The 18259-nt window shown below is 72.0% G+C and carries 15 protein-coding genes; 4 read left to right on the top strand and 11 right to left on the bottom strand.

What is annotated here, in order from left to right; all coding sequences use genetic code 11:
• Positions 1–40 precede the first annotated feature (40 nt).
• Entirely contained in the window at positions 41–1000 is a 960-nt protein-coding gene (locus tag ACFZDJ_RS09900; protein ID WP_391057548.1) for a diacylglycerol kinase, read from the top strand.
• 429 nt (positions 1001–1429) lie between these two features.
• On the opposite strand, the gene eutC is transcribed toward ACFZDJ_RS09900, so the two are convergent.
• Positions 1430–2206, bottom strand: coding sequence for an ethanolamine ammonia-lyase subunit EutC (gene eutC, locus ACFZDJ_RS09895; RefSeq protein ID WP_390934349.1), 777 nt, complete (start codon positions 2204–2206; stop codon positions 1430–1432).
• Between the two features lie 110 nt (positions 2207–2316).
• Positions 2317–3711, bottom strand: a complete 1395-nt coding sequence (locus ACFZDJ_RS09890) for an ethanolamine ammonia-lyase subunit EutB (RefSeq protein ID WP_384908782.1) — start codon at positions 3709–3711, stop codon at positions 2317–2319.
• 216 nt (positions 3712–3927) lie between these two features.
• Here ACFZDJ_RS09890 and ACFZDJ_RS09885 point away from each other — a divergent pair, with 216 nt between their 5' ends.
• On the top strand, positions 3928–5448 hold the full coding sequence (locus ACFZDJ_RS09885) for an APC family permease (RefSeq protein WP_168509863.1): 1521 nt from the start codon (positions 3928–3930) through the stop codon (positions 5446–5448).
• A gap of 57 nt (positions 5449–5505) precedes the next feature.
• On the opposite strand, the gene ACFZDJ_RS09880 is transcribed toward ACFZDJ_RS09885, so the two are convergent.
• Positions 5506–6027: a MarR family transcriptional regulator gene (locus ACFZDJ_RS09880; protein ID WP_390934181.1), complete on the bottom strand. Its 522-nt coding sequence runs from the start codon at positions 6025–6027 to the stop codon at positions 5506–5508.
• A 74-nt stretch (positions 6028–6101) separates the two neighbouring features.
• On the opposite strand from ACFZDJ_RS09880, the gene ACFZDJ_RS09875 reads away from it, so the two are divergent.
• Complete coding sequence (locus ACFZDJ_RS09875) at positions 6102–7055, top strand: ATP-binding cassette domain-containing protein (protein ID WP_391057544.1); 954 nt, start codon at positions 6102–6104, stop codon at positions 7053–7055.
• Positions 7052–8668, top strand: a complete 1617-nt coding sequence (locus tag ACFZDJ_RS09870; RefSeq protein WP_391057541.1) for an ABC transporter permease — start codon at positions 7052–7054, stop codon at positions 8666–8668. Before ACFZDJ_RS09875 ends, ACFZDJ_RS09870 begins: the two co-directional genes overlap by 4 nt.
• Positions 8669–8726: 58 nt before the next feature.
• Here ACFZDJ_RS09870 and ACFZDJ_RS09865 read toward each other — a convergent pair whose 3' ends face one another.
• The 8 genes from ACFZDJ_RS09865 to ACFZDJ_RS09830 all read right to left on the bottom strand — a co-directional run bounded on the left by ACFZDJ_RS09865 (position 8727) and on the right by ACFZDJ_RS09830 (position 18129).
• Positions 8727–9983: a cytochrome P450 gene (locus tag ACFZDJ_RS09865; RefSeq protein ID WP_168509859.1), complete on the bottom strand. Its 1257-nt coding sequence runs from the start codon at positions 9981–9983 to the stop codon at positions 8727–8729.
• A 234-nt stretch (positions 9984–10217) separates the two neighbouring features.
• Positions 10218–10892, bottom strand: coding sequence for a response regulator transcription factor (locus tag ACFZDJ_RS09860; protein ID WP_099942568.1), 675 nt, complete (start codon positions 10890–10892; stop codon positions 10218–10220).
• Positions 10889–12235 (bottom strand): histidine kinase, encoded by a 1347-nt coding sequence (locus ACFZDJ_RS09855; RefSeq protein ID WP_391057538.1) that lies wholly within the window; start codon positions 12233–12235, stop codon positions 10889–10891. Before ACFZDJ_RS09855 ends, ACFZDJ_RS09860 begins: the two co-directional genes overlap by 4 nt.
• A gap of 156 nt (positions 12236–12391) precedes the next feature.
• On the bottom strand, positions 12392–13066 hold the full coding sequence (locus tag ACFZDJ_RS09850) for a response regulator transcription factor (RefSeq protein WP_054231356.1): 675 nt from the start codon (positions 13064–13066) through the stop codon (positions 12392–12394).
• Complete coding sequence (locus ACFZDJ_RS09845; RefSeq protein WP_391057536.1) at positions 13063–14571, bottom strand: histidine kinase; 1509 nt, start codon at positions 14569–14571, stop codon at positions 13063–13065. Before ACFZDJ_RS09845 ends, ACFZDJ_RS09850 begins: the two co-directional genes overlap by 4 nt.
• A 10-nt stretch (positions 14572–14581) precedes the next feature.
• Positions 14582–15760, bottom strand: a complete 1179-nt coding sequence (locus ACFZDJ_RS09840; protein ID WP_391057861.1) for an acyltransferase family protein — start codon at positions 15758–15760, stop codon at positions 14582–14584.
• Between the two features lie 160 nt (positions 15761–15920).
• Positions 15921–17111, bottom strand: coding sequence for an alpha/beta hydrolase (locus tag ACFZDJ_RS09835; protein WP_391057534.1), 1191 nt, complete (start codon positions 17109–17111; stop codon positions 15921–15923).
• Positions 17112–17250: 139 nt separating this feature from the next.
• The gene (locus tag ACFZDJ_RS09830; protein WP_384908769.1) at positions 17251–18129 is read right to left on the bottom strand and encodes an alpha/beta hydrolase; all 879 of its coding nucleotides are present in this window, start codon (positions 18127–18129) and stop codon (positions 17251–17253) included.
• Between the last annotated feature and the right edge of the window lie 130 nt (positions 18130–18259).

The raw sequence follows: 18259 nt of genomic DNA, 5'->3' as shown, positions 1-18259 counted from the left end.
AGGGGCTCTTGCACAAAGATGCTACCCGAGGAAGCGAGGCATGACCGAGGTGGCGGCTTCCGACCAGCTCCTTGTGGTCATCGACCCGGTCGCCCGCTGGACGGACGGCGAGTCTGTACGGATCGCAAAAGACGTGCTCAGCGCGGGTGCGGCGACGAAAGTATGCCTGCCGGAAGGGCCCGAGGAATTTGCCCGGGCGCTGGCCCGGAGAGGTTCCCGGCGACCGGTCGTGGTGGGCGACGATCGTGCCCTCTTGCGTGCTGTGTCCCTTTTGCACCGACAGCGGGAGCTGGCCGGATGTGGGGTGTCGTTGGTGCCGGTGGGGGGTGTGCTGTCGCTGGCGCGGGCGCTTGGGGTGCCCGTCGGGGCCGTCGCGGCGGCCCGGGCCGTGCTCGACGGGGTCGAGCGGCGGCTCGATCTGCTGGTCGACGAGAGTGACGGGGTGGTGTTGGGGGCGTTGCGGATTCCGCCGGTGGGGGCGGGTGGAGGGATGCGGGGAGCGGAGGAGGTCGACGGGGCCGACGTGGGTGGAGTCGGTGGAGTCGGCGGTTTCGGTGGGTCTGGGGGCTCTGGGAGTTCTGGTGGTTTCGGGGGTTCCGGGGGTTTCGGCGGTGGGGCTTCCGGGCTTGGGGGGCATGCCTGGCTGCGGACCTGTCAGTCGCTGGTCCGTACGCTCGCGGCGCGGCCCGCGCGTGTGGCGTCCGTGCCGGGGCCCGGGCCTTCGCGGCTGCGGGTCGAGGTCGACGGGGTCACCTTGGTCGATCTGGACCAGCCGGTGGAGGCGGTGTCCGTGACGCCCGGCGTTGCCGGGGGTGCGGAGGTGGAGGTTCGGCCGGTGTCCGTGGGGGCGGAGGCGTCGCCGTTGCGGGTGGTGGGGCGGCGGGTGACTGTGTCCGGGGCGGACTTTCGGTATCGGGCGGATTCTGTGGTGTCCGGGCCTGTGCGGACGAGGACGTGGACGGTTCGGGAGGGCGGGTGGGGGCTTACGCTGCCGGGCTGAGCCCCCGGGGAGTTTCTCGCCCCCGCCGCCCCTACCCGTCCCATCCTCAACCTGAGGGCTCCGCCCCCAGACCCCCGATCGGCCTGAACGGCCTCGTCCTCAAACGCCGGACGGGCTGAAGGACGCGGGCCGGGGTGGGTGGGGCATCGGCCTGCGCCCTCGCCCACAAACGCCGGACAAGCCGCGGATTTTTTGGGGGCGCGGGGAACTGCGCGACCAGCCCCTACCGGCCCGCAGTCGAACGAGTCCGGGCGGGTGGGGGATGCGGGGCGAAGCCCCGCCTCAGGGGCGCGGGGAACGGCGCGACCAGCCCCTTCGACCCCGCAGCCGACAAAACACGCCCCGGGGTCGAAGGGGCGGAGCCCCTGGGGGATGGGACGGGTAGGGGCGGCGGGGGCGAGGACTCCCGGGGCGGCCCGCGCGTTGCCGCTACGGCTGGGGCAGGGTCGGCGTGGGCTCGTCCTTCAGGGATACGCCGGTGCGGCCGAGGTCGCGTGCTCTGCGCATCAGTGTCGCCAGCTTCATCGCCGCCGCGGTGTGGGACAGGCCGAGGGGTGGGCGGATGTTGGAGAGGCAGTTGCGGTCGGCGTCGGTGGTGCGTCCCGGGCGCGGGCCGTACGTGAGGTACGCGCCGAGCGAGTCCGCGGCGGACATCCCGGGCCGCTCCCCGATGAGGACGACGGCCATCCCGGCCCCCAGCGCGTGCGCGATGTCGTCACCGAGAGCCACCCGCGCCTGCTCGGCGAGCACGACGGGAGCGACGCGCCAGTCGGAGGGCAGCCGCTGTGTCGTCGCGCGTACGACGGCCGCGGCATGCTCGTGCACCGCCCGGCTGGACAGCCCGTCGGCGACGACGAACACCACGTCCCAGCCGTCGCGGGGCAGGTGCGCCCGGTCCACGTCGTGGAGCCTGCGTCCGAGGTCGGGGCGCTGGAGATAGGTGAGCCGGTCGGGGGCGGCGCTGCGCACCCGTATCGTCGGCACACCCGTCAGCGCGGACGCCACCACGTCCGGGTCGAACGGCGAGTGCACCGCGTCCCGCGCGGCGGCGTGCGCGGCCTGCAGTTCGAGCCGGTGCCGCGTGGGCAACGCCGATCCGGCCCGCCCGAGCCCGATCCGGGCCTGGGTGTGCCGACGCAGGGAGTTCCAGAGGGCGGTGTCCGACTCCCGGTCCGCGACCGGAGCGACCGGAGCGGCCGAAGCGATCGCTGCGGTCGAAGCAGTCACTGCGGTCGAAGCAGTCGCTGAGGTCGAAGCAGTCGGGACGGTCACCGTGTCGCCCAAGTCGGCGTCCACAGAGCTCAGTCGACGTTCCGTCATGCCGCCAGCCCCCGCCCGATCGCCGTCAGCGGATGGCCCGTACCCGCCACGTCCCGTATCCCGCCGCCGTCGTCCAGCAGACCGATCCGCTCCAGCCACGTCTCGAACTCCGGTGCCGGGCGCAGCCCGAGCACCTCGCGCAGGTACAACGCGTCGTGGTACGAGGCCGACTGGTAGTTGAGCATGATGTCGTCGCCTCCGGGGGTGCAGATCACGAAGGAGGCGCCGGCGACACCGAGCATGGTGAGCATCGTGGCGATGTCGTCGTCATCGGCGTCGGCGTGGTTGGTGTAACAGATGTCGAGACCCATGGGCAGGCCGAGCAGTTTGCCGCAGAAGTGGTCCTCCAGGGCCGCGCGGAGGATCTGGCGGCCGTCGTAGAGGTACTCCGGGCCGATGAAGCCGACCACCGTGTTCACGAGCAGCGGGTCGTAGCGGCGGGCGACCGCGTACGCCCGCGCCTCCACCGTCTGCTGGTCCACCCCGTGGTGCGCGTCGGCGGAGAGCGCGCTGCCCTGCCCCGTCTCGAAGTACAGGGCGTTGGAGCCGACCGTGCCCCTGTCCAGTGAGCGCGCCGCCTCGTACGCCTCGTCCAGGAGCCCCAGCGTGACCCCGAACGAGGCGTTCGCGGCCTGCGTACCGGCGATGGACTGGAAGACGAGGTCCACCGGGGCGCCGCGTTCCATCAGGTCGATGCTGGTGGTCACGTGGCACAGGACGCAGGACTGGGTGGGGATGGAGTAGCGGTCGATCACTCCGTCCAGGAGGTCCAGCAGGTCCCGTACCGCCTTGGGGCTGTCCGTGGCCGGGTTGATGCCGATCACCGCGTCGCCGGAGCCGAGGAGCAGGCCGTCCAGCAGGGCCGCCGCCACGCCCGCGGGGTCGTCGGTGGGGTGGTTGGGCTGGAGGCGGGTGGCCAGGCGGCCCGGGAGGCCGATCGTGGAGCGGAAGGCGGTGACCACCCGGACCTTGCGGGCGACCGCCACCAGATCCGCGTTGCCCATCAGTTTCGACACCGCGGCGACCATCTCCGGGGTCAGGCCGGGGGCGAGTGCGGCGAGTGTCGGCGCGTCCGCCGCCTCCGACAGCAGCCATTCGCGCAGCTCCCCCACTGTGAGGCCACAGACGGGGGCGAAGGCCGCCGCGTCGTGGCTGTCCATGATGAGGCGGGTCACGTCGTCGGTCTCGTACGGGATCACCGGCTCGGCGAGGAACCGTGCGAGCGGGACCTCGGCCAGCGCCCACCGCGCGGCGACGCGCGCCTGCGCGGAGTCGGCGGCGAGCCCGGCGAGGCGGTCGCCTGACCGTTCGGGGCTCGCGGCGGCGAGCAGCCGCGCGAGGCCGGCGAAGGAGTGCGTCCGGCCGCCGAGGGTGGCGGAGTAGGTGCTCATGCCAGGGACCGTACGGAGGGGCGTCGGGCGCGGTCCACGGTCCGGCGGAGAGTTAACAAGGACGTTCGCTCCACCCGGACTTCTAAAGGTCTGGTTGACATATATTTAACGCCCCGACCCGTGACAGGACTCATTTCTCGTGCAGCATTCCGGTTCGTAATCCACTCCGCCGCACCGAGGGTGCGGACGGCGAGCGACACGGGAAGGGGCCACTCGATGGCAGTGCAAGAGGGCGTGGTCCCTGAGGCGGCGGGCACAGCGGAGGCCCCCGGAGGCACAGTTCACCGGCTCAAGCCGAACGCGATCGGGCTGCTGGGCGTGGTCTTCATGGCCGTCGCCACCGCCGCCCCGATCACCGCCATGACGGGCAACGTGCCCTTCATGGTCTCCGCCGGCAACGGCATCGGCGCCCCGGCGAGCTATCTCGTCGCAATGGTCGTCCTGGCGATCTTTGCGGTCGGCTTCACCTCGATGGCGAAGCACATCACCTCCACCGGTGCCTTCTACGGCTTCATCTCCTACGGTCTCGGCCGCACCGCGGGACTCGCCTCGGGACTTCTTGCGACCTTCGCGTACGTCGTCTTCGAGCCGGCCCTGATCGGTATCTTCTCGACCTTCGCCACCGGAACCCTCAAGGACCAGACGGGACTTGACGTGCCCTGGTGGGCGTTCGCGATCCTGATGCTCGCCGTCAACGCGACGGGCACGTGGTTCGGGGTGTCCGTCGCCGAGAAGCTGCTCGTCGTACTCCTGGCCACCGAGGTGACGGTCCTGGCGGCCATGGCCGTCTCCGTCGCCCTGCACGGCGGCGGCCCGCACGGCTTCACCTTCGGCCCGGTCAACCCGGTCAACGCCTTCAAGGGGACCTCGGCGGGCCTCGGCCTCTTCTTCGCCTTCTGGTCGTGGGTCGGCTTCGAGTCCACGGCGATGTACGGCGAGGAGTCCCGCGACCCGAAGAAGATCATCCCCAAGGCGACGATGATCTCCGTACTGGGCGTCGGCGTCTTCTACGTCTTCGTCTCCTGGATGGCCATCATCGGCAACGGCGAGAGCGAGGCCGTCACGGCCGCCTCCTCCTCGAACCCGCTCGCCCTGTTCTTCAACCCCACCGAGCACTACGTCGGTCACTGGGCCGTCGACGTCATGCAGTGGCTGATGATCACCGGCTCGCTGGCCTGCGGCATGGCCTTCCACAACTGCGCCGCCCGTTACATGTACGCGCTGGGCCGCGAGGGCGTCCTCCCCTCGCTCCAGCGCACGATCGGCCGCACCCATCCCCAGCACGGCTCCCCGCACATCGCGGGCCTCGTCCAGACGGTCGTCAGCGCCGTCCTCATCGCCGCGTTCTGGCTCGCCGGCAAGGACCCTTACACCGGTACGTACGTCCTGCTCGCCATCCTCGGCACGATGGCCATCCTGGTGGTGCAGGCGGTCTGCTCCTTCGCGGTGCTGGCGTACTTCCGCAAGAACCACCCCGAGAGCAGGCACTGGTTCAGGACCTTCACCGCCCCGCTCGTCGGCGGCCTCGCGATGCTCGGCGTGGTCGTCCTGCTGGTGTCCAACATGGGCGCCGCGGCCGGCACCGAGTCCGGCTCCCTCGTTCTGAAGGCGACCCCCTGGATCGTCGCCCTGATCGCGGCGGGCGGCGTGGCGTACGCGACGTACCTCAAGCGCCGCGCACCGCAGCGGTACGCCCTGCTCGGGCGGACGGTCCTGGAGGAGACCAAGGAGCGGTAGAGACCACCCGCGCGGCGGGAACGCCGCTTCACCCGTCTCTTCTCTCGGCGAGGGCTCTCAGCCCTCGCCGAAGTGCTGCTCCCGGTGGACCCGCCAGCGGTCCATCATCGACTCCAGCTCGCCCTCCATGAACTCGAAGAAGGCAAGGGTCTCCGCGAGCCGGCCGCCCGCCGGGGTGTCCGCGCCCAGGCTGGCGACGCCCTCGCGCAGCGCGTCCTCCCAGCGCTTGATGATCGCCTCACGATTGGTGAGCGCCTCGTACCACTGGTCGCTGTGCACGCGGTACCGCTCCCGGCGCGAACCGGGTTCCCGCTCGCGCGACACCATGTGCACCTGCGCCAGATAGCGCACCGCACCGGAGACCGCCGCGGGGCTGATCTGCAGTTGCTCGCCCAGTTCGACCGAGGTCAGAGCGCCGGTGTCCGAGGCGAGCAGCGCGCCGAAGACCCGGGACGGCATCCGGGGCATCCCGGCCTCCACGAGTTGCGCCGCGAAGTGCTCGACGAACCGCGAGACCGCCTCCGCGTCCCGACCCACCGCTCCCACCGCCTCCGGTCCCACCGTCTCCGGCTCTGCCATCCTTCGATTGTATCTGAGAGTTTATACAATTCGTTAACTTCACAAATTTCTGAAAGAAGCGTACGTTCTGGAGCATGACGAAGGGCACGGCCAAGGGCCTGGCGAAAGGCACGACGAAGGCGATCACCGTCTCCGGGCTGCACAAGTCGTTCGGCGCGACACACGCGCTGGACGGTCTCGACCTGGACGTGGAAGCCGGCGAGGTGCACGGCTTCCTCGGTCCGAACGGCTCCGGGAAGTCCACCACCATCCGGGTCCTGCTGGGCCTGCTGCGCGGCGACGCGGGCGCGGCGCGGGTGCTGGGCCAAGACCCCTGGGCGGACGCGGTGGAACTGCACCGCCGGGTCGCCTACGTACCCGGTGACGTCACCCTGTGGCGCAACCTCTCCGGCGGCGAGGTCATCGACCTGTACGGGCGGCTGCGCGGGGGGCTCGACCGGGCGCGGCGGGCGGAACTGATCGAACGCTTCGAACTCGACCCCACCAAGAAGGGACGCACCTACTCCAAGGGCAACCGGCAGAAGGTCGCCCTCGTCGCCGCCTTCGCCTCGGACGTCGACCTGCTGATCCTCGACGAGCCCACGTCGGGTCTCGACCCGCTGATGGAGGAGGTCTTCCAGCGGTGCGTCGAGGAGGAACGCGACCGCGGCCGGACCGTCCTGCTCTCCTCGCACATCCTCAGCGAGGTGGAGGAGCTGTGCGACCGCGTCAGCATCATCCGCAAGGGCCGCACCGTCGAGAGCGGCACCCTCGCCGACCTGCGCCATCTGACCCGTACCAGCGTCACCGCCGAACTCGCGGGACCGCCCAACGGGCTGGCACACCTGCCCGGTGTGCACGACCTGGACATCCAGGGCCACCGGGTCAGGCTCCAGGTCGAGACCGACAAGATCGACGCCGTACTGCGCTCGCTCACCGCCTCGGGCGTACGGTCGCTGACCTCGACGCCGCCGACCCTGGAGGAACTGTTCCTGCGGCACTACCAGGACGACGTCCGGGTGAACGGTGAAGGGGCGATGGCGCGATGACCGCCGCGACCACTGCCGTACGCGGCGGCACACGGGCCCGGGGTGCCCGCCACCTCGCCGGTACCGGCGCGCTGTTGAGGTTCTCCCTGCGCCGCGACCGGCTGATGATGCCGCTGTGGGTCGGCGTGATCGGCCTGCTGGTGCTGTCCATGCCGAACTCGCTGAAGTCCGTCTACGCCACCGCCGCCGAACGCGCCGACCTCGCCCGCCAGATGCTCACCAACACCTCCCTGCGCGCCACCTACGGGCCGGTGTTCGACGACTCGCTCGGCGGACTCACCGCCTGGCGCATCGGCGGCTACGCCGGTCTGTTCGCCGGGATCATGAGCCTGCTCGTCGTCGTACGGCACACCCGCGAGGAGGAGGAGAGCGGGCGCCAGGAACTCCTCTCGTCGGCGATGGTGGGGCGCCGGGCCCCGCTGACGGCGGCGCTGCTGGCCGCCCTCGTCGCCAACGGCGTACTCGCGCTGCTCATCGCGGGCGGGCTGGCAGGCCAGGGCGGTGCCGGGGCGCTGGCTCTCGGGCTCGGCGTCGGGGGCGTCGGCATGGTCTTCGCCACCATGGCGGCGATCGTCGCCCAGCTCACCGAGAGCGCGCGGCTCGCCAAGGGGCTGACGGGCGGGCTGCTCGGCGCGGCGTTCGTGCTGCGGGCGGCGGGCGACTCGTCGACGAACGACGGTTCGTCCGTGCTGACCTGGGTGTCGCCGCTGGGGTGGCTGGAGAACGAACGCCCCTTCGCGCAGGAACGGTGGTGGGTGCTGCCGCTGTTCGTCGCGGCCGTGGCGATCCAGGGCGCGGTCGCCTACGAACTCGCCGGGCGGCGCGATGTCGGGATGAGCTTCCTGCCGACCCGGCCGGGGCCCGCGCAGGGGCGGCTCGGATCGGCCGGGGCGCTGGCCTGGCGGCTGCAGCGGGGGGCCGTGCTGGGGTGGAGCCTCGGGTTCCTCGCCGCGGGGGCCGCGTTCGGCGCCATCACGAAGGGGGCCGCCGATCTGGTCGGGAGCAACGACAGGACCCGGCAGATCATCGAGCGGATGGGCGGGCAGTCCGGGATCACGGACGCGTTCCTCGCGGCCATGGTCGGCATGCTCGGGATGGTGGCCGCGCTCTACGTCGTCTCTTCGGTGCTGCGCCTGCACGGTGAGGAGACCTCGCAGCGGGCGGAACCGGTGCTGGCGAACGCCGTGGGGCGGCTGCGGTGGGCCGGCGGACACCTGGTCGTCGCCTTCGGTGGCGCGGCGCTCATCATGGCGCTGGGCGGGCTCGGCCTCGGACTCGGGTACGGCCATGAGCTCGGGCCGGTGCTCGGCGCCTGCCTCGTCCAGGTCGCGGCGGTCTGGACGCTGGGCGGGCTGGCGGTCCTTCTCTACGGGATCTCGCCCCAACTGGCCCCCGGCGCCTGGGGCGCGGCCGGGGTCGCCCTCCTGCTGGGCTGGATCGGCCCCGCCCTGAACGTCCCCCAGGCCGCCATGGACCTCTCCCCCTTCGGCCACCTCCCCAAGCTGCCGGGCGGGGAGATGGCATGGACGCCGGTACTGATCCTGACGGCGATCGCGGTGGCCCTGACCGCCGCGGGGCTGACCGCGTTGCGGCGGCGGGACATGAGCACCTGAGGGCGGGCGCACGCGGGCTCGGTGCGGTTGCGGGGCCGGGGCCGGAGGTCCGGGCGGGTCAGAGCACGACGCTGAGCCCCTCCAGCCCGCGGATCACGAAGTTGGGCTTGCGCTCCGGCTCCGCGGCGAGGGCGAGCGTCGGCGCCTTCTCCAGCAGAGCGCCCAAGGACGCCGCCAGTTCGAGACGGGCCAGCGGGGCGCCGATGCAGTAGTGGATGCCGGCGCTGAAGGAGATGTGGGGGTTGTCGGTGCGGGAGAGGTCCAGACTCTCCGGGGACGCGAACACCTTCGGGTCGTGGTTGGCGGAGCCGAAGAGCAGGGCGATCTCCGCACCCCGGGGAACGGTCGTGCCGTCGATCTCGATGTCGTCCAGAACCCACCGTTCGAAGAGCTGGAGCGGGGTGTCGTAGCGCATCAGCTCCTCCACCGCCGTGGGGATCAGCGAACGGTCGCCGCGCAGGGCCGCCAACTGGCCGGGGTTGCGGAACAGCGCCCACCACCCGTTCACCGTGGCGTTCACCGTCGCCTCGTGCCCCGCGTTCAGCAGCAGGACGCAGGTGGAGATCATCTCCTGCTCGGTCAGACGGTCGCCCTCGTCGTGCGCGGCGATGAGCCCCGAGATCAGGTCGTCGCCCGGCTCCTTGCGGCGCGCCGCGATCAGCTCCCGGAGGTACTCCGTGAACTCCACCGACGCCCGGACCGCCTTCGCCGCCGTCTCCTCGGAAGGGTTCAGCTCGTACATCCCGCAGATGTCCGCCGACCACGGCCTGAGCGGCGCCCGGTCCGACTCCGGGATGCCCAGCATCTCGGCGATCACGGCCACCGGGAGCGGCTCGGCGACATCGGTGAGCAGATCACCGCCGCCGGCCGCCACCAGACCGGCGACCAGCTCGTTCGCCAGCCGGTCCACATACGGCCTGAGCTGCTCGACCGTGCGTGGTGTGAACGCCTTGGAGACCAGCCGTCGGATCCGCGTGTGGTCCGGCGGCTCCAGGTCCAGCATTCCGTGGTCATTGAGGACGTGGAACGGCTCGTGCTCGGGCGGAGGTGCCGTCCGCCCGAAGTCCTCGTGCGTGTAACGGTGCTGGTAGGTCCGGCCCAGGCGCCGCTCCCGCAGCAGCGCCGACACGTCCGCGTGGTGCGGGACCAGCCACTGGTCGGTGGGCTCGTAGTAGTGCACCCGGCCGCGCTCGCGCAGCTCCGCGTACGCGGGGTACGGGTTCGCCACGAACTCCGGGTTCCAGGGATCGAAGGCCGACGGTGTCCGCGGAGACTGCGAGGGCTGCGGGGACTGCGGGGTGTGCGAGGCTGCCATGGGCGGACGCTAGCCCGACTCGGCCCCGCTGAACAGGGGTGTCTCGGCGGGGGGGGGGGGGGGGGGGGGGGGGGGGGGGGGGGGGGGGGGGGGGCCGCGCCCCCCCCCCCCCCCCCCCCCCCCCCGCCGCGCTCCCCCGGTCAGCAGGCACCCGGGTCGCCGGTCACCTCGGTCACCTCGGTGGCCTCGGTGGCCTCGGTGGCCTCGGTGGCCTCGGTCATGTGAGTCACCCGGTCACCTGGGTGTGATCAGCCGCGCCTCGTACGCGAACACCGCCGCCTGCGTGCGGTCCCGCAGGCCCAGCTTCACCAGGATCCGGCTCACATGGGTCTTGATCGTGGACTCGGCGACGAACAGCCGCGAGGCGATCTCCGCGTTCGACAGGCCCTGGGCGATCAGGACCAGCACCTCCGTCTCCCGCTCGGTCAGCTCGCCGTAGGCCGCCTGCGCCGTGGCCGAGAGCCGCGGGGCGTCCGAGAGCCTGGAGAACTCGGTGATCAGCCGCTTGGTCACGGACGGAGCGAGCAACGCCTCCCCGGCCGCCACCACCCGCACCCCGTCGGCGAGTTGACGCGCCGAGGCGTCCTTGAGCAGAAAGCCCGAGGCTCCCGCGCGCAGCGCCTGGTACACGTACTCGTCGAGGTCGAAGGTGGTCAGCACCAGCACCTTCGCGGCGCTGTCCGCGGCGACGATCTCCCGGGTCGCCTCGATGCCGTTCATCTCCGGCATGCGGATGTCCATCAGCACGACGTCCGGCCCGAGCTCACGGACCCGCTCGACCGCGTCCCGGCCGTTGACCGCCTCGCCGACCACCTCGATGTCCGGCATCGCGCCGAGCAGCACCGAGAAGCCCTCTCGGACCATCACCTGGTCGTCGGCTATCAGGACGCGGATGGTGCCGTTCGTCATCCGGATTCCTCCGCCGCCCGCTGCGGCACCGGCAGGAAGACCGTCACCTCGTATCCCCCGTCGTCCGTCTCGGCCGTCGTCATCTCGCCGTCCAGCATCGTGACCCGCTCGCGCATCCCGGTGATGCCGTGCCCCGCGCCGTGGGTGGACTTCACCAGGGTCGTCGTCCGCGCGGGGCCGTTGACTATGCGCAGGCCGAGCCCGCCGAGAACGTAGCCGATCTCGACGCGGGCCGTCGCGCCCGGCGCGTGCCGCAGGGTGTTGCTCAGCGCCTCCTGGACGATGCGGTACGCCGACAGCTCCACGCCCTGCGGGAGTTCGCGCACCGCGCCCGTGACCGTCTTCTCCACGCTCAGGCCCGCCTCCCGCACATTGGCGAGGAGCGCGCCGAGGTCGGCGAGGGTGGGCTGCGGGGCGTCCGGAGCCTCGTAGTCCGCGGCCCGTACGACACCGAGGACACGGCGCAGCTCGGTGAGCGCCGCCACCGCGTTCTCCCGGATCGTGACGAAGGCCTGCTCCAGCTCAGGCGGTGGATTCTCCACCCGGTAGGGCGCGGCCTCCGCCTGGATGGCGACCACCGACATGTGGTGGGCGACCACGTCGTGCAGCTCGCGGGCGATCGTGGTGCGCTCCTCCAGGAGGGTGCGCCTGGAGCGCTCCTGCGCCGTCTCCGACTGGTGGGCCGTCACCTCCTGCTCGGCCGTGCGGCGTACGTGCAGGACCGTGACGACCAGGAGGGCCAGGGCGGAGAGGAACAGCAGCGGCGCCGTGTTGGTCCCGATGTGCCCGGCGACGAGGGACTCGGACATGAATCCGTACCACGCGGTCAGCACCCACATCCAGGCGGCGGTGCGCGGCCGCGTCCGCAGCGCCACGACCGTCAGCACCACCAGGTGGGTGATGAAGGCGCCCTCCGGCCAGGGCCATTCGCCCCAGCTGCCGCTGAACACGGCCACGAACGGTGTCGCCGCCATGGAGAACCAGAAGGCTCCGACCGGCCGGACGAGCGTCAGCAGTACCGGGAGCAGCGCGAGGAGGCTGGGCACCAGACTCGCGATGCCGGGGCCGCCTTGGTTCGCGGTGCTCGCGACGGCCATCGCGAGCAGTCCGCACGCCGTGATCACGGCGTGCGGAGTCCAGGCCGCGTACTCCCTGACACGCTCGGGGAGGCGTCGGGTGAGCGGACCGTCCACCCGCATCCGCGGCAGCGGGCGGTAGGCGAAGGCGTCGTGGAACAGGTCCTGCCGCAGCCCGCGCAGGGCGTCCGCGGCCAGCCGGAACTCCGGGCTGCGGGGCTTGGCCCCGCCCGGCGGCTTCATCTGCGTCTGGGTCGTCTCGGTCACGTTCAAAACGGTAGGCCGCCTGCCGGGTCGCGGTCGTCACCAGTGAGAAGGGTCCTGCGGGGTCCGTCTCAGGTACTACGGGTATCCCCCGGGTGTCCCCCTGGAGGGATCCGGGGGGACACCCGGGGGATGGGGTGGGCGCGGAAGTCCGCGGGCTCAGTAGCCGGACGGGCGTACCAGGCCCGACTCGTAGGCGAAGACCGCGGCCTGGGTGCGGTCGCGCAGGCCCAGTTTCACCAGGATGCGGCCCACATGGGTCTTCACGGTCTGCTCGGCGACGACCAGGCGCTCGGCGATCTCCGCGTTCGACAGGCCCTGCGCGATGAGGGCCAGCACCTCCGTCTCCCGCTCGGTCAGCTCGCCCACGCGCTGCTTGAGCGGGGCGCGCGGTGTGGAGTCCAGGCGGGAGAACTCGGCGATGAGACGGCGGGTGATCCCGGGGGCGAGCAGCGCGTCGCCCGCCGCCACCACCCGTACCGCCTCGGCCAGTTGGTCGGCGGACGCGTCCTTGAGCAGGAACCCGGAGGCGCCGGCACGCAGCGCCTCGTACACGTACTCGTCGAGGTCGAAGGTGGTGAGCACCAGCACCTTGATGTGCGGGGTCTCGCCGGTGATGCGTCTGGTCGCGTCGATGCCGCCGAGTTCGGGCATACGGATGTCCATCAGCACGACGTCCGGGGCGAGTTCGGCGACCTTGGCGATCGCGTCCAGGCCGTCGACCGCCTGGCCGACCACCTCGATGTCGGGCTGGGTGTTGAGCAGCACGGTGAAACCCTGGCGGACCATCTGCTGGTCGTCGGCGATCAGTACGCGGATGGTGCTGCTCGTCATCGGCTCTTGTCTCCTGTGCGGCCTGGGCGATCGACGTCGGTGGATGGGGAGGTGGCGGGGGAAGGGGCAGGGGCAGGGGCGGACGAAGGGTCGGTGGAAGGGGGAGGGGAAGGGTCGGTGGAGGGGGCGTCGCCCGTGACCGCGCCGTCGCGGGGCAGGAAGGCCGCCACCACGAAACCGCCGTGCGCGGTCTCGGAGGTCACAAGGGTGCCGCCCAGCATCGCGGCGCGCTCCCGCATGCCGAGCAGCCCGTGCCCCGCGCCCGGGGACGGCGGGGCGGGACGCTCGGGTCTGGAGTTGATCACCCGCACCTGTAGCCCGCGCGGGAAGTGCCACAGCTCGACGCGGACCACCGAACCGGGCGCGTGCCGCAGCGCGTTGCTCAGTGCCTCCTGGATGATCCGGTACGCCGACAGCTCCACGCCGGGCGGCAGCGGGAGCTGCTCGCCGGTGATCTCCGTGGTGACCTGGAGACCGGCGGCGCGGGTGTTCTCGACGAGGGCGTCGAGGCGGTCGAGCGTGGGCTGCGGGGAGTTGGGGGCGGCACCGGTGCCGGCACCGAGGCCGTACGGGTCTTCGGGGTTCTCGGAGCGCAGCACACCGAGGACGCGGCGCAGCTCGGTGAGCGCCTCCAGGGCGTTCTGCCGGATGCCCTCGAGGTTCTCCCTCAGTTCCTCGGAGGGGTTCTCGACCAGGTGCGGGGCGACCTGGGCCTGGATGGAGATCACCGACATGTGGTGGGCGACCACGTCGTGCAGCTCGCGCGCGATCCGGCTGCGCTCCTCCAGGAGGGTGCGGCGAGCACGCTCCTCCTCGGTCTGCGAGGCCTGTTCGACGAGCTGGGTGCGGGCCTCGCGGCGGCCGCGCAGGGCGATGCCGAGGAGGACCACCGCGGCGAAGACGACGACCGCCAGGAACCCCGTCGAGTGGTACAGCTGTCCGCCGACCATGCCCTGCATGACGTACGTCAGCAGGGCGGTCACGGACAGCGCGCCGATGGCGACCCGTGTGGGCAGCCGCAGCGCCAGCAGGAAGAGCACGAAGGCCTGCGCGACCAGCGCGGGCGAACTCCACGGCCAGTCGGGGCGCGGCGCACGGATGTCCGCCATCATGTGCGACCTGGCCCCGGCGGCGGCCAGGAGCGTGGCGCCCAGCGACAGCCACCAGGCCGGCACGGGCCGCCGCAGGGCGAGGGCGATCGCGACGCCCTGCGCGGCCCCGGTCACCTCACCCAGCGGGACGCCGAGTCGGTAGGTGTCGTTCAGCTCGGCCACGCCCGCGAGTGCGAGCCCGAGCCCGATCAGGCACAGCACCACGTGCGGCAGCCAGCGCAGCCAACGGGGCCGGGACAGCGGGGGCAGCGGGGCCGCCGACGGTGAGGTGAGGTCGGTGAGGACTTCTCGCAGGAGCGCTCGGGTCGGCTCGCTTCTCGGCTCGCTTCTCGGCTCGCTTCTCGACTCGCTTCTCGACTCGCCGCTCGGGGGCCTCGGTTCGGCGCTGGTCACGTGATCAACCCTAGGCACGGCGGGCCGTTCGTGACCCCGCCGGGCCGCCACGACGGTGGACGCGGACGACCCTGGAGGGGCGGCCGGAACGGCGGCGCGGACCCTGTTCGTAGGAGCGAAAGGCGACCCAGCAGACGCCGAGCGCGAAGGCGAAGACCGGAAGCCAGGCGAGGCGGGCAGCCACCCAGCCCAAACCGTCGGGAACCATGTGCAGACCGGGCAGCCTTCCCGCCGACAGGCCCACGGCGGTGACCGCCATCATGGACGTCTGGTGCCAGAGGAATATCGTCATCGCCGACAGATTGACCAGGGCCACCGCAGCCCACGCCAGGGGTCGCCGCATCCACCGGCGCAACGACTCGCGCAGCAGAAGAGCGAGGCCGCACTGAGCCATGCCGAAGGTGACCGCGGCCAGCGTCGGCGGGTTCAGGTTCGAGACCGCCGCGCCCGGGACGCCGACCATCGACGCCGGGTAGCCGGCCCACATCACCAGCGCCGCGGTCGCCGCCGCGCCGCACAGGAGCAGCACCCAGCCCGCACGCCGCCGGTCCAACTCGCCGCGCGTCCAGGCCGCGCCCAGCGTGTACGGGACAATCCAGCCCGCCGCCACGTTCACCCAGCCGAGCCAGGACGGGCCGCCGAGTCCGAAACGCATCAGGTCCACGTGGAGAACGACGGCCAGCGGCCACAGCGGGTTGAGCCGGGTGAGCAGGGGCGTCGCGGCCGTCAGTCCCGCGAAGACCAGGAGGAACCACAGCGGGGACAGGGCGAGTTTGACGAGCGTGTGGACCGTGCCGACTCCGGTGCCCGACGCGAGCAGGCAGACGGTGGCCACCGTCCAGAGCGTCAGTACCGCCGCCACGGGTTTGAAGAGGCGCGTGAGGCGGGCGCGCAGCCACTGTCCGTACGTCGTGCCACGCGCCCGCGCCGACGCGTGGCTCTTCGTCGCCACATGGCCGCCCACCAGGAAGAACACCGCGAGTGTCTGGAAGACCCAGGAGATGGGGGCCAGCCACGGCATGTGCTGCAACGGGCTCGCCGTGTGCAGCGCGCCGCCGTCCGCGACCAGGGCCGTCACCAGCCAGTGGCCCAGGACCACACCGAGGATCGCGAAGGCGCGCAGGGCGTCGACCGCGCGGTCCCGCTCCGCGGGGGTGGCGGCGTCGATACGGCGGGCGCCGTCTCCTATCGCGTGGGTGGCGGTGCGCAGGGCGACCGTGCGCGTGGGAGCGGAGGGGCGTGTGCGGCGCTTCGGTGCGGTCGGTGCGTTCTGTGCGTTCTGTGCGTTCTGTGCGGTCGTTCGGCGGGCGGCTGCCTGTTCATGAACCATCGGCTTACGAACCATCGACTCACGCACGGGTTACCTCCGAGGTGTCTCCGAGGACGATCCGGGCGAGGTTGTCCAAGGACACGGAGCCCGGTTTGAAGTAGTCGCTGTGGCCGCCGGTGCCCGCCGCGAAGACGTGGGCGCCGAAGGCCGGGGACACCGGGTCGGCGCCGAAGCCGACGGTGGTGCCGAAGAGGTCTGCGTGGACGTGCGGCACGTTCACGATCCAGTCGTCGGCGCCTCGGGCCGCCCAGATCCGAGCGGAGGTACTCAGTGCCGCCACGGAGTCCGCGCCGGTGCCCGGGCTGCCGATGAGGGCGATGTCGCCCGCGTCCAGCCCGTGCGCCGCGCGGCCGCAGACGACCGTGCCGTACGAGTGGCACAGCAGGGAGACGTGCGCCTTCTCGCCGACGACGCCCCGCAGTTCGCGTATGAACCGCTTCAGCTGCGGGGCCGCGTCCTCGGCACGGCCGGTCGTCAGGACCGTGGTGCTGACCGTGCCCGGTGTCTCGTAGCCGAGCCAGGCGATGACCGCCGTATGCGGACGTGCGGTGGATACGTGGAATCCGTGGAATCCGTGGCGACGGTCGAGGCTGTCGAGGCTGCTGAGGCGGTCTTGGAGGGTTGCCGCTCCTGCTCGGAAGCGTCCGTAGGTCTCCAAGGTCGTGTCGGAACCCGGGACCAGGACCGCGACGCGGTCCGCGTGGGCGAGGTCGCCGAGGACCTCGACGGCCAGGCCCTGGCCGCGGCCGTCGAAGGAGAGGAAGTGGCGGGAGGGGGCTGCCATGGCGCGGTCCGCGGCTGCGCGGGTGCGGTCGCCGTGGGCGGCGGCCATGCGGGACGCCTCCGCGGCGTTCGCCCGGTTCGCCGTGTACGCCTCGTCCAGCGTCGCTGTCGTCGGCGGGGCGAGGGCGGCGGGGGCCGGGGCGGGGATCCGGGGGCGCGCCGCGGCGGAGACGGGGACGACCACGGCGGCCGTGACCAGGGCGGCGAGCAGGGTGCGGCTCAGGCGCCGGAGGAACCGGATACGGGGGGTGGAGGGCGGGGGCTCCGCCGGAGGGGCCGGTTGAGCCGACGAGGCCGGCCGTACCGGCCGTACCGGCTCGGATGACTCCGTCGGCTCGGGTGGTGGACTGGACGATTCAAGAGGAGGTGCCGTCTGGGTGGCTTGTGTCGCCCTTCCCGACGCGGTCGGCTTCCCCCGGAGCTCCATGGCGTCCTTCCCGTCCGGTCCGCCCGCTCATCGGGCGCCTCTGGATGGGAAGTTACGGATCGTGAAGTGTCGTTCGCGTCCCGCCAGGGAGCTCATCTTGGAGGTAGCTCTCAGGTACTACGGGTATGACCGGGGGACGCTACCAAGCCAGTTGGGCGATCTCCTCGGCCACCACCGCGCACGCGTCCGCCGCCGGGTCGATCAGCGGGAAGTGGCCCACGTCCTCCAGGAGCGTCAGACCCACCACCTCGCCCGCCCTCGCCGCCGCCTCCGCGTACGACTCGGCGACCGCTTCCGGGACGACGACGTCGGTGCGGCCCTGCACGAGGGTCGTGGCGATGCCGGTGGGGAGCAGGAACGCCGGGTCGGCGTACGGCTGCCGCTCCGCGAACCTGGCCTCGCCGCCGAGGAGTTGGCGGGAGGCTCCGGAGCAGACGTTCAGTTTCTCGGCGACCGCGAAGTCCGCGATCGGGGCGAGGGCCACGACACCGCGCAGCGGGGCGGGGCGGTCGGTGCGCCAAGGAGCGTCGGCGGGCAGGACGTGGCGGGCGGCGGCCCACAGGGCGAGGTGACCGCCGGCCGAGTGGCCGGTGATCACCGTGCGGCGGAGGTCCGCCCGCGGCAGGTGCTCGCGGGCGAGCGCCGGCAGCGCGTCGAGTGCGGCCGCGATGTCGTCGAAGGTGTCCGGCCAGCGGCCCGCGACCGGGCCCTCGCCGCCCTGCGCGGGGATCGCGGCGCCCCGGCGGTACTCCACGTTGGCCACGGCGAAGCCCCGGCGGGCCAGGTAGTCCGCGAACGGGGTGATGTGGCGACGGTCGTACGGGGCGCGCCAGGCGCCACCGTGCAGGACGATCACCAGCGGGGCGGGAACCTCGGGGTCGGGTTCGCGCGGGGTGTAGAAGTCGATCACCTGGTCGGGATGGTCGCCGTACGTGGCGGTGACGTCGGGGTCGACCGGCGGGTGGGAGAAGGCCGAGGCCTCCTCGGCGGCGTCCCGTGCTGCGGCGTCGTCCGGCATGCTCCAACCTCTCAGCGGTGAAACGGATTTGGCGGACCAGGAGTGAATTCGGCCGTTGGCGGGGACGGTATCAGGCCCGTGACGTGCGTCTACACCCGGATGTCACGCTCGGTGAGGGGTAAACGGATCT

It is taken from the genome of Streptomyces sp. NPDC007896 (genome assembly GCF_042959425.1).
Taxonomy (GTDB): Bacteria; Actinomycetota; Actinomycetes; order Streptomycetales; family Streptomycetaceae; genus Streptomyces.
This window is presented reverse-complemented; position numbering and strand designations above follow the sequence as displayed.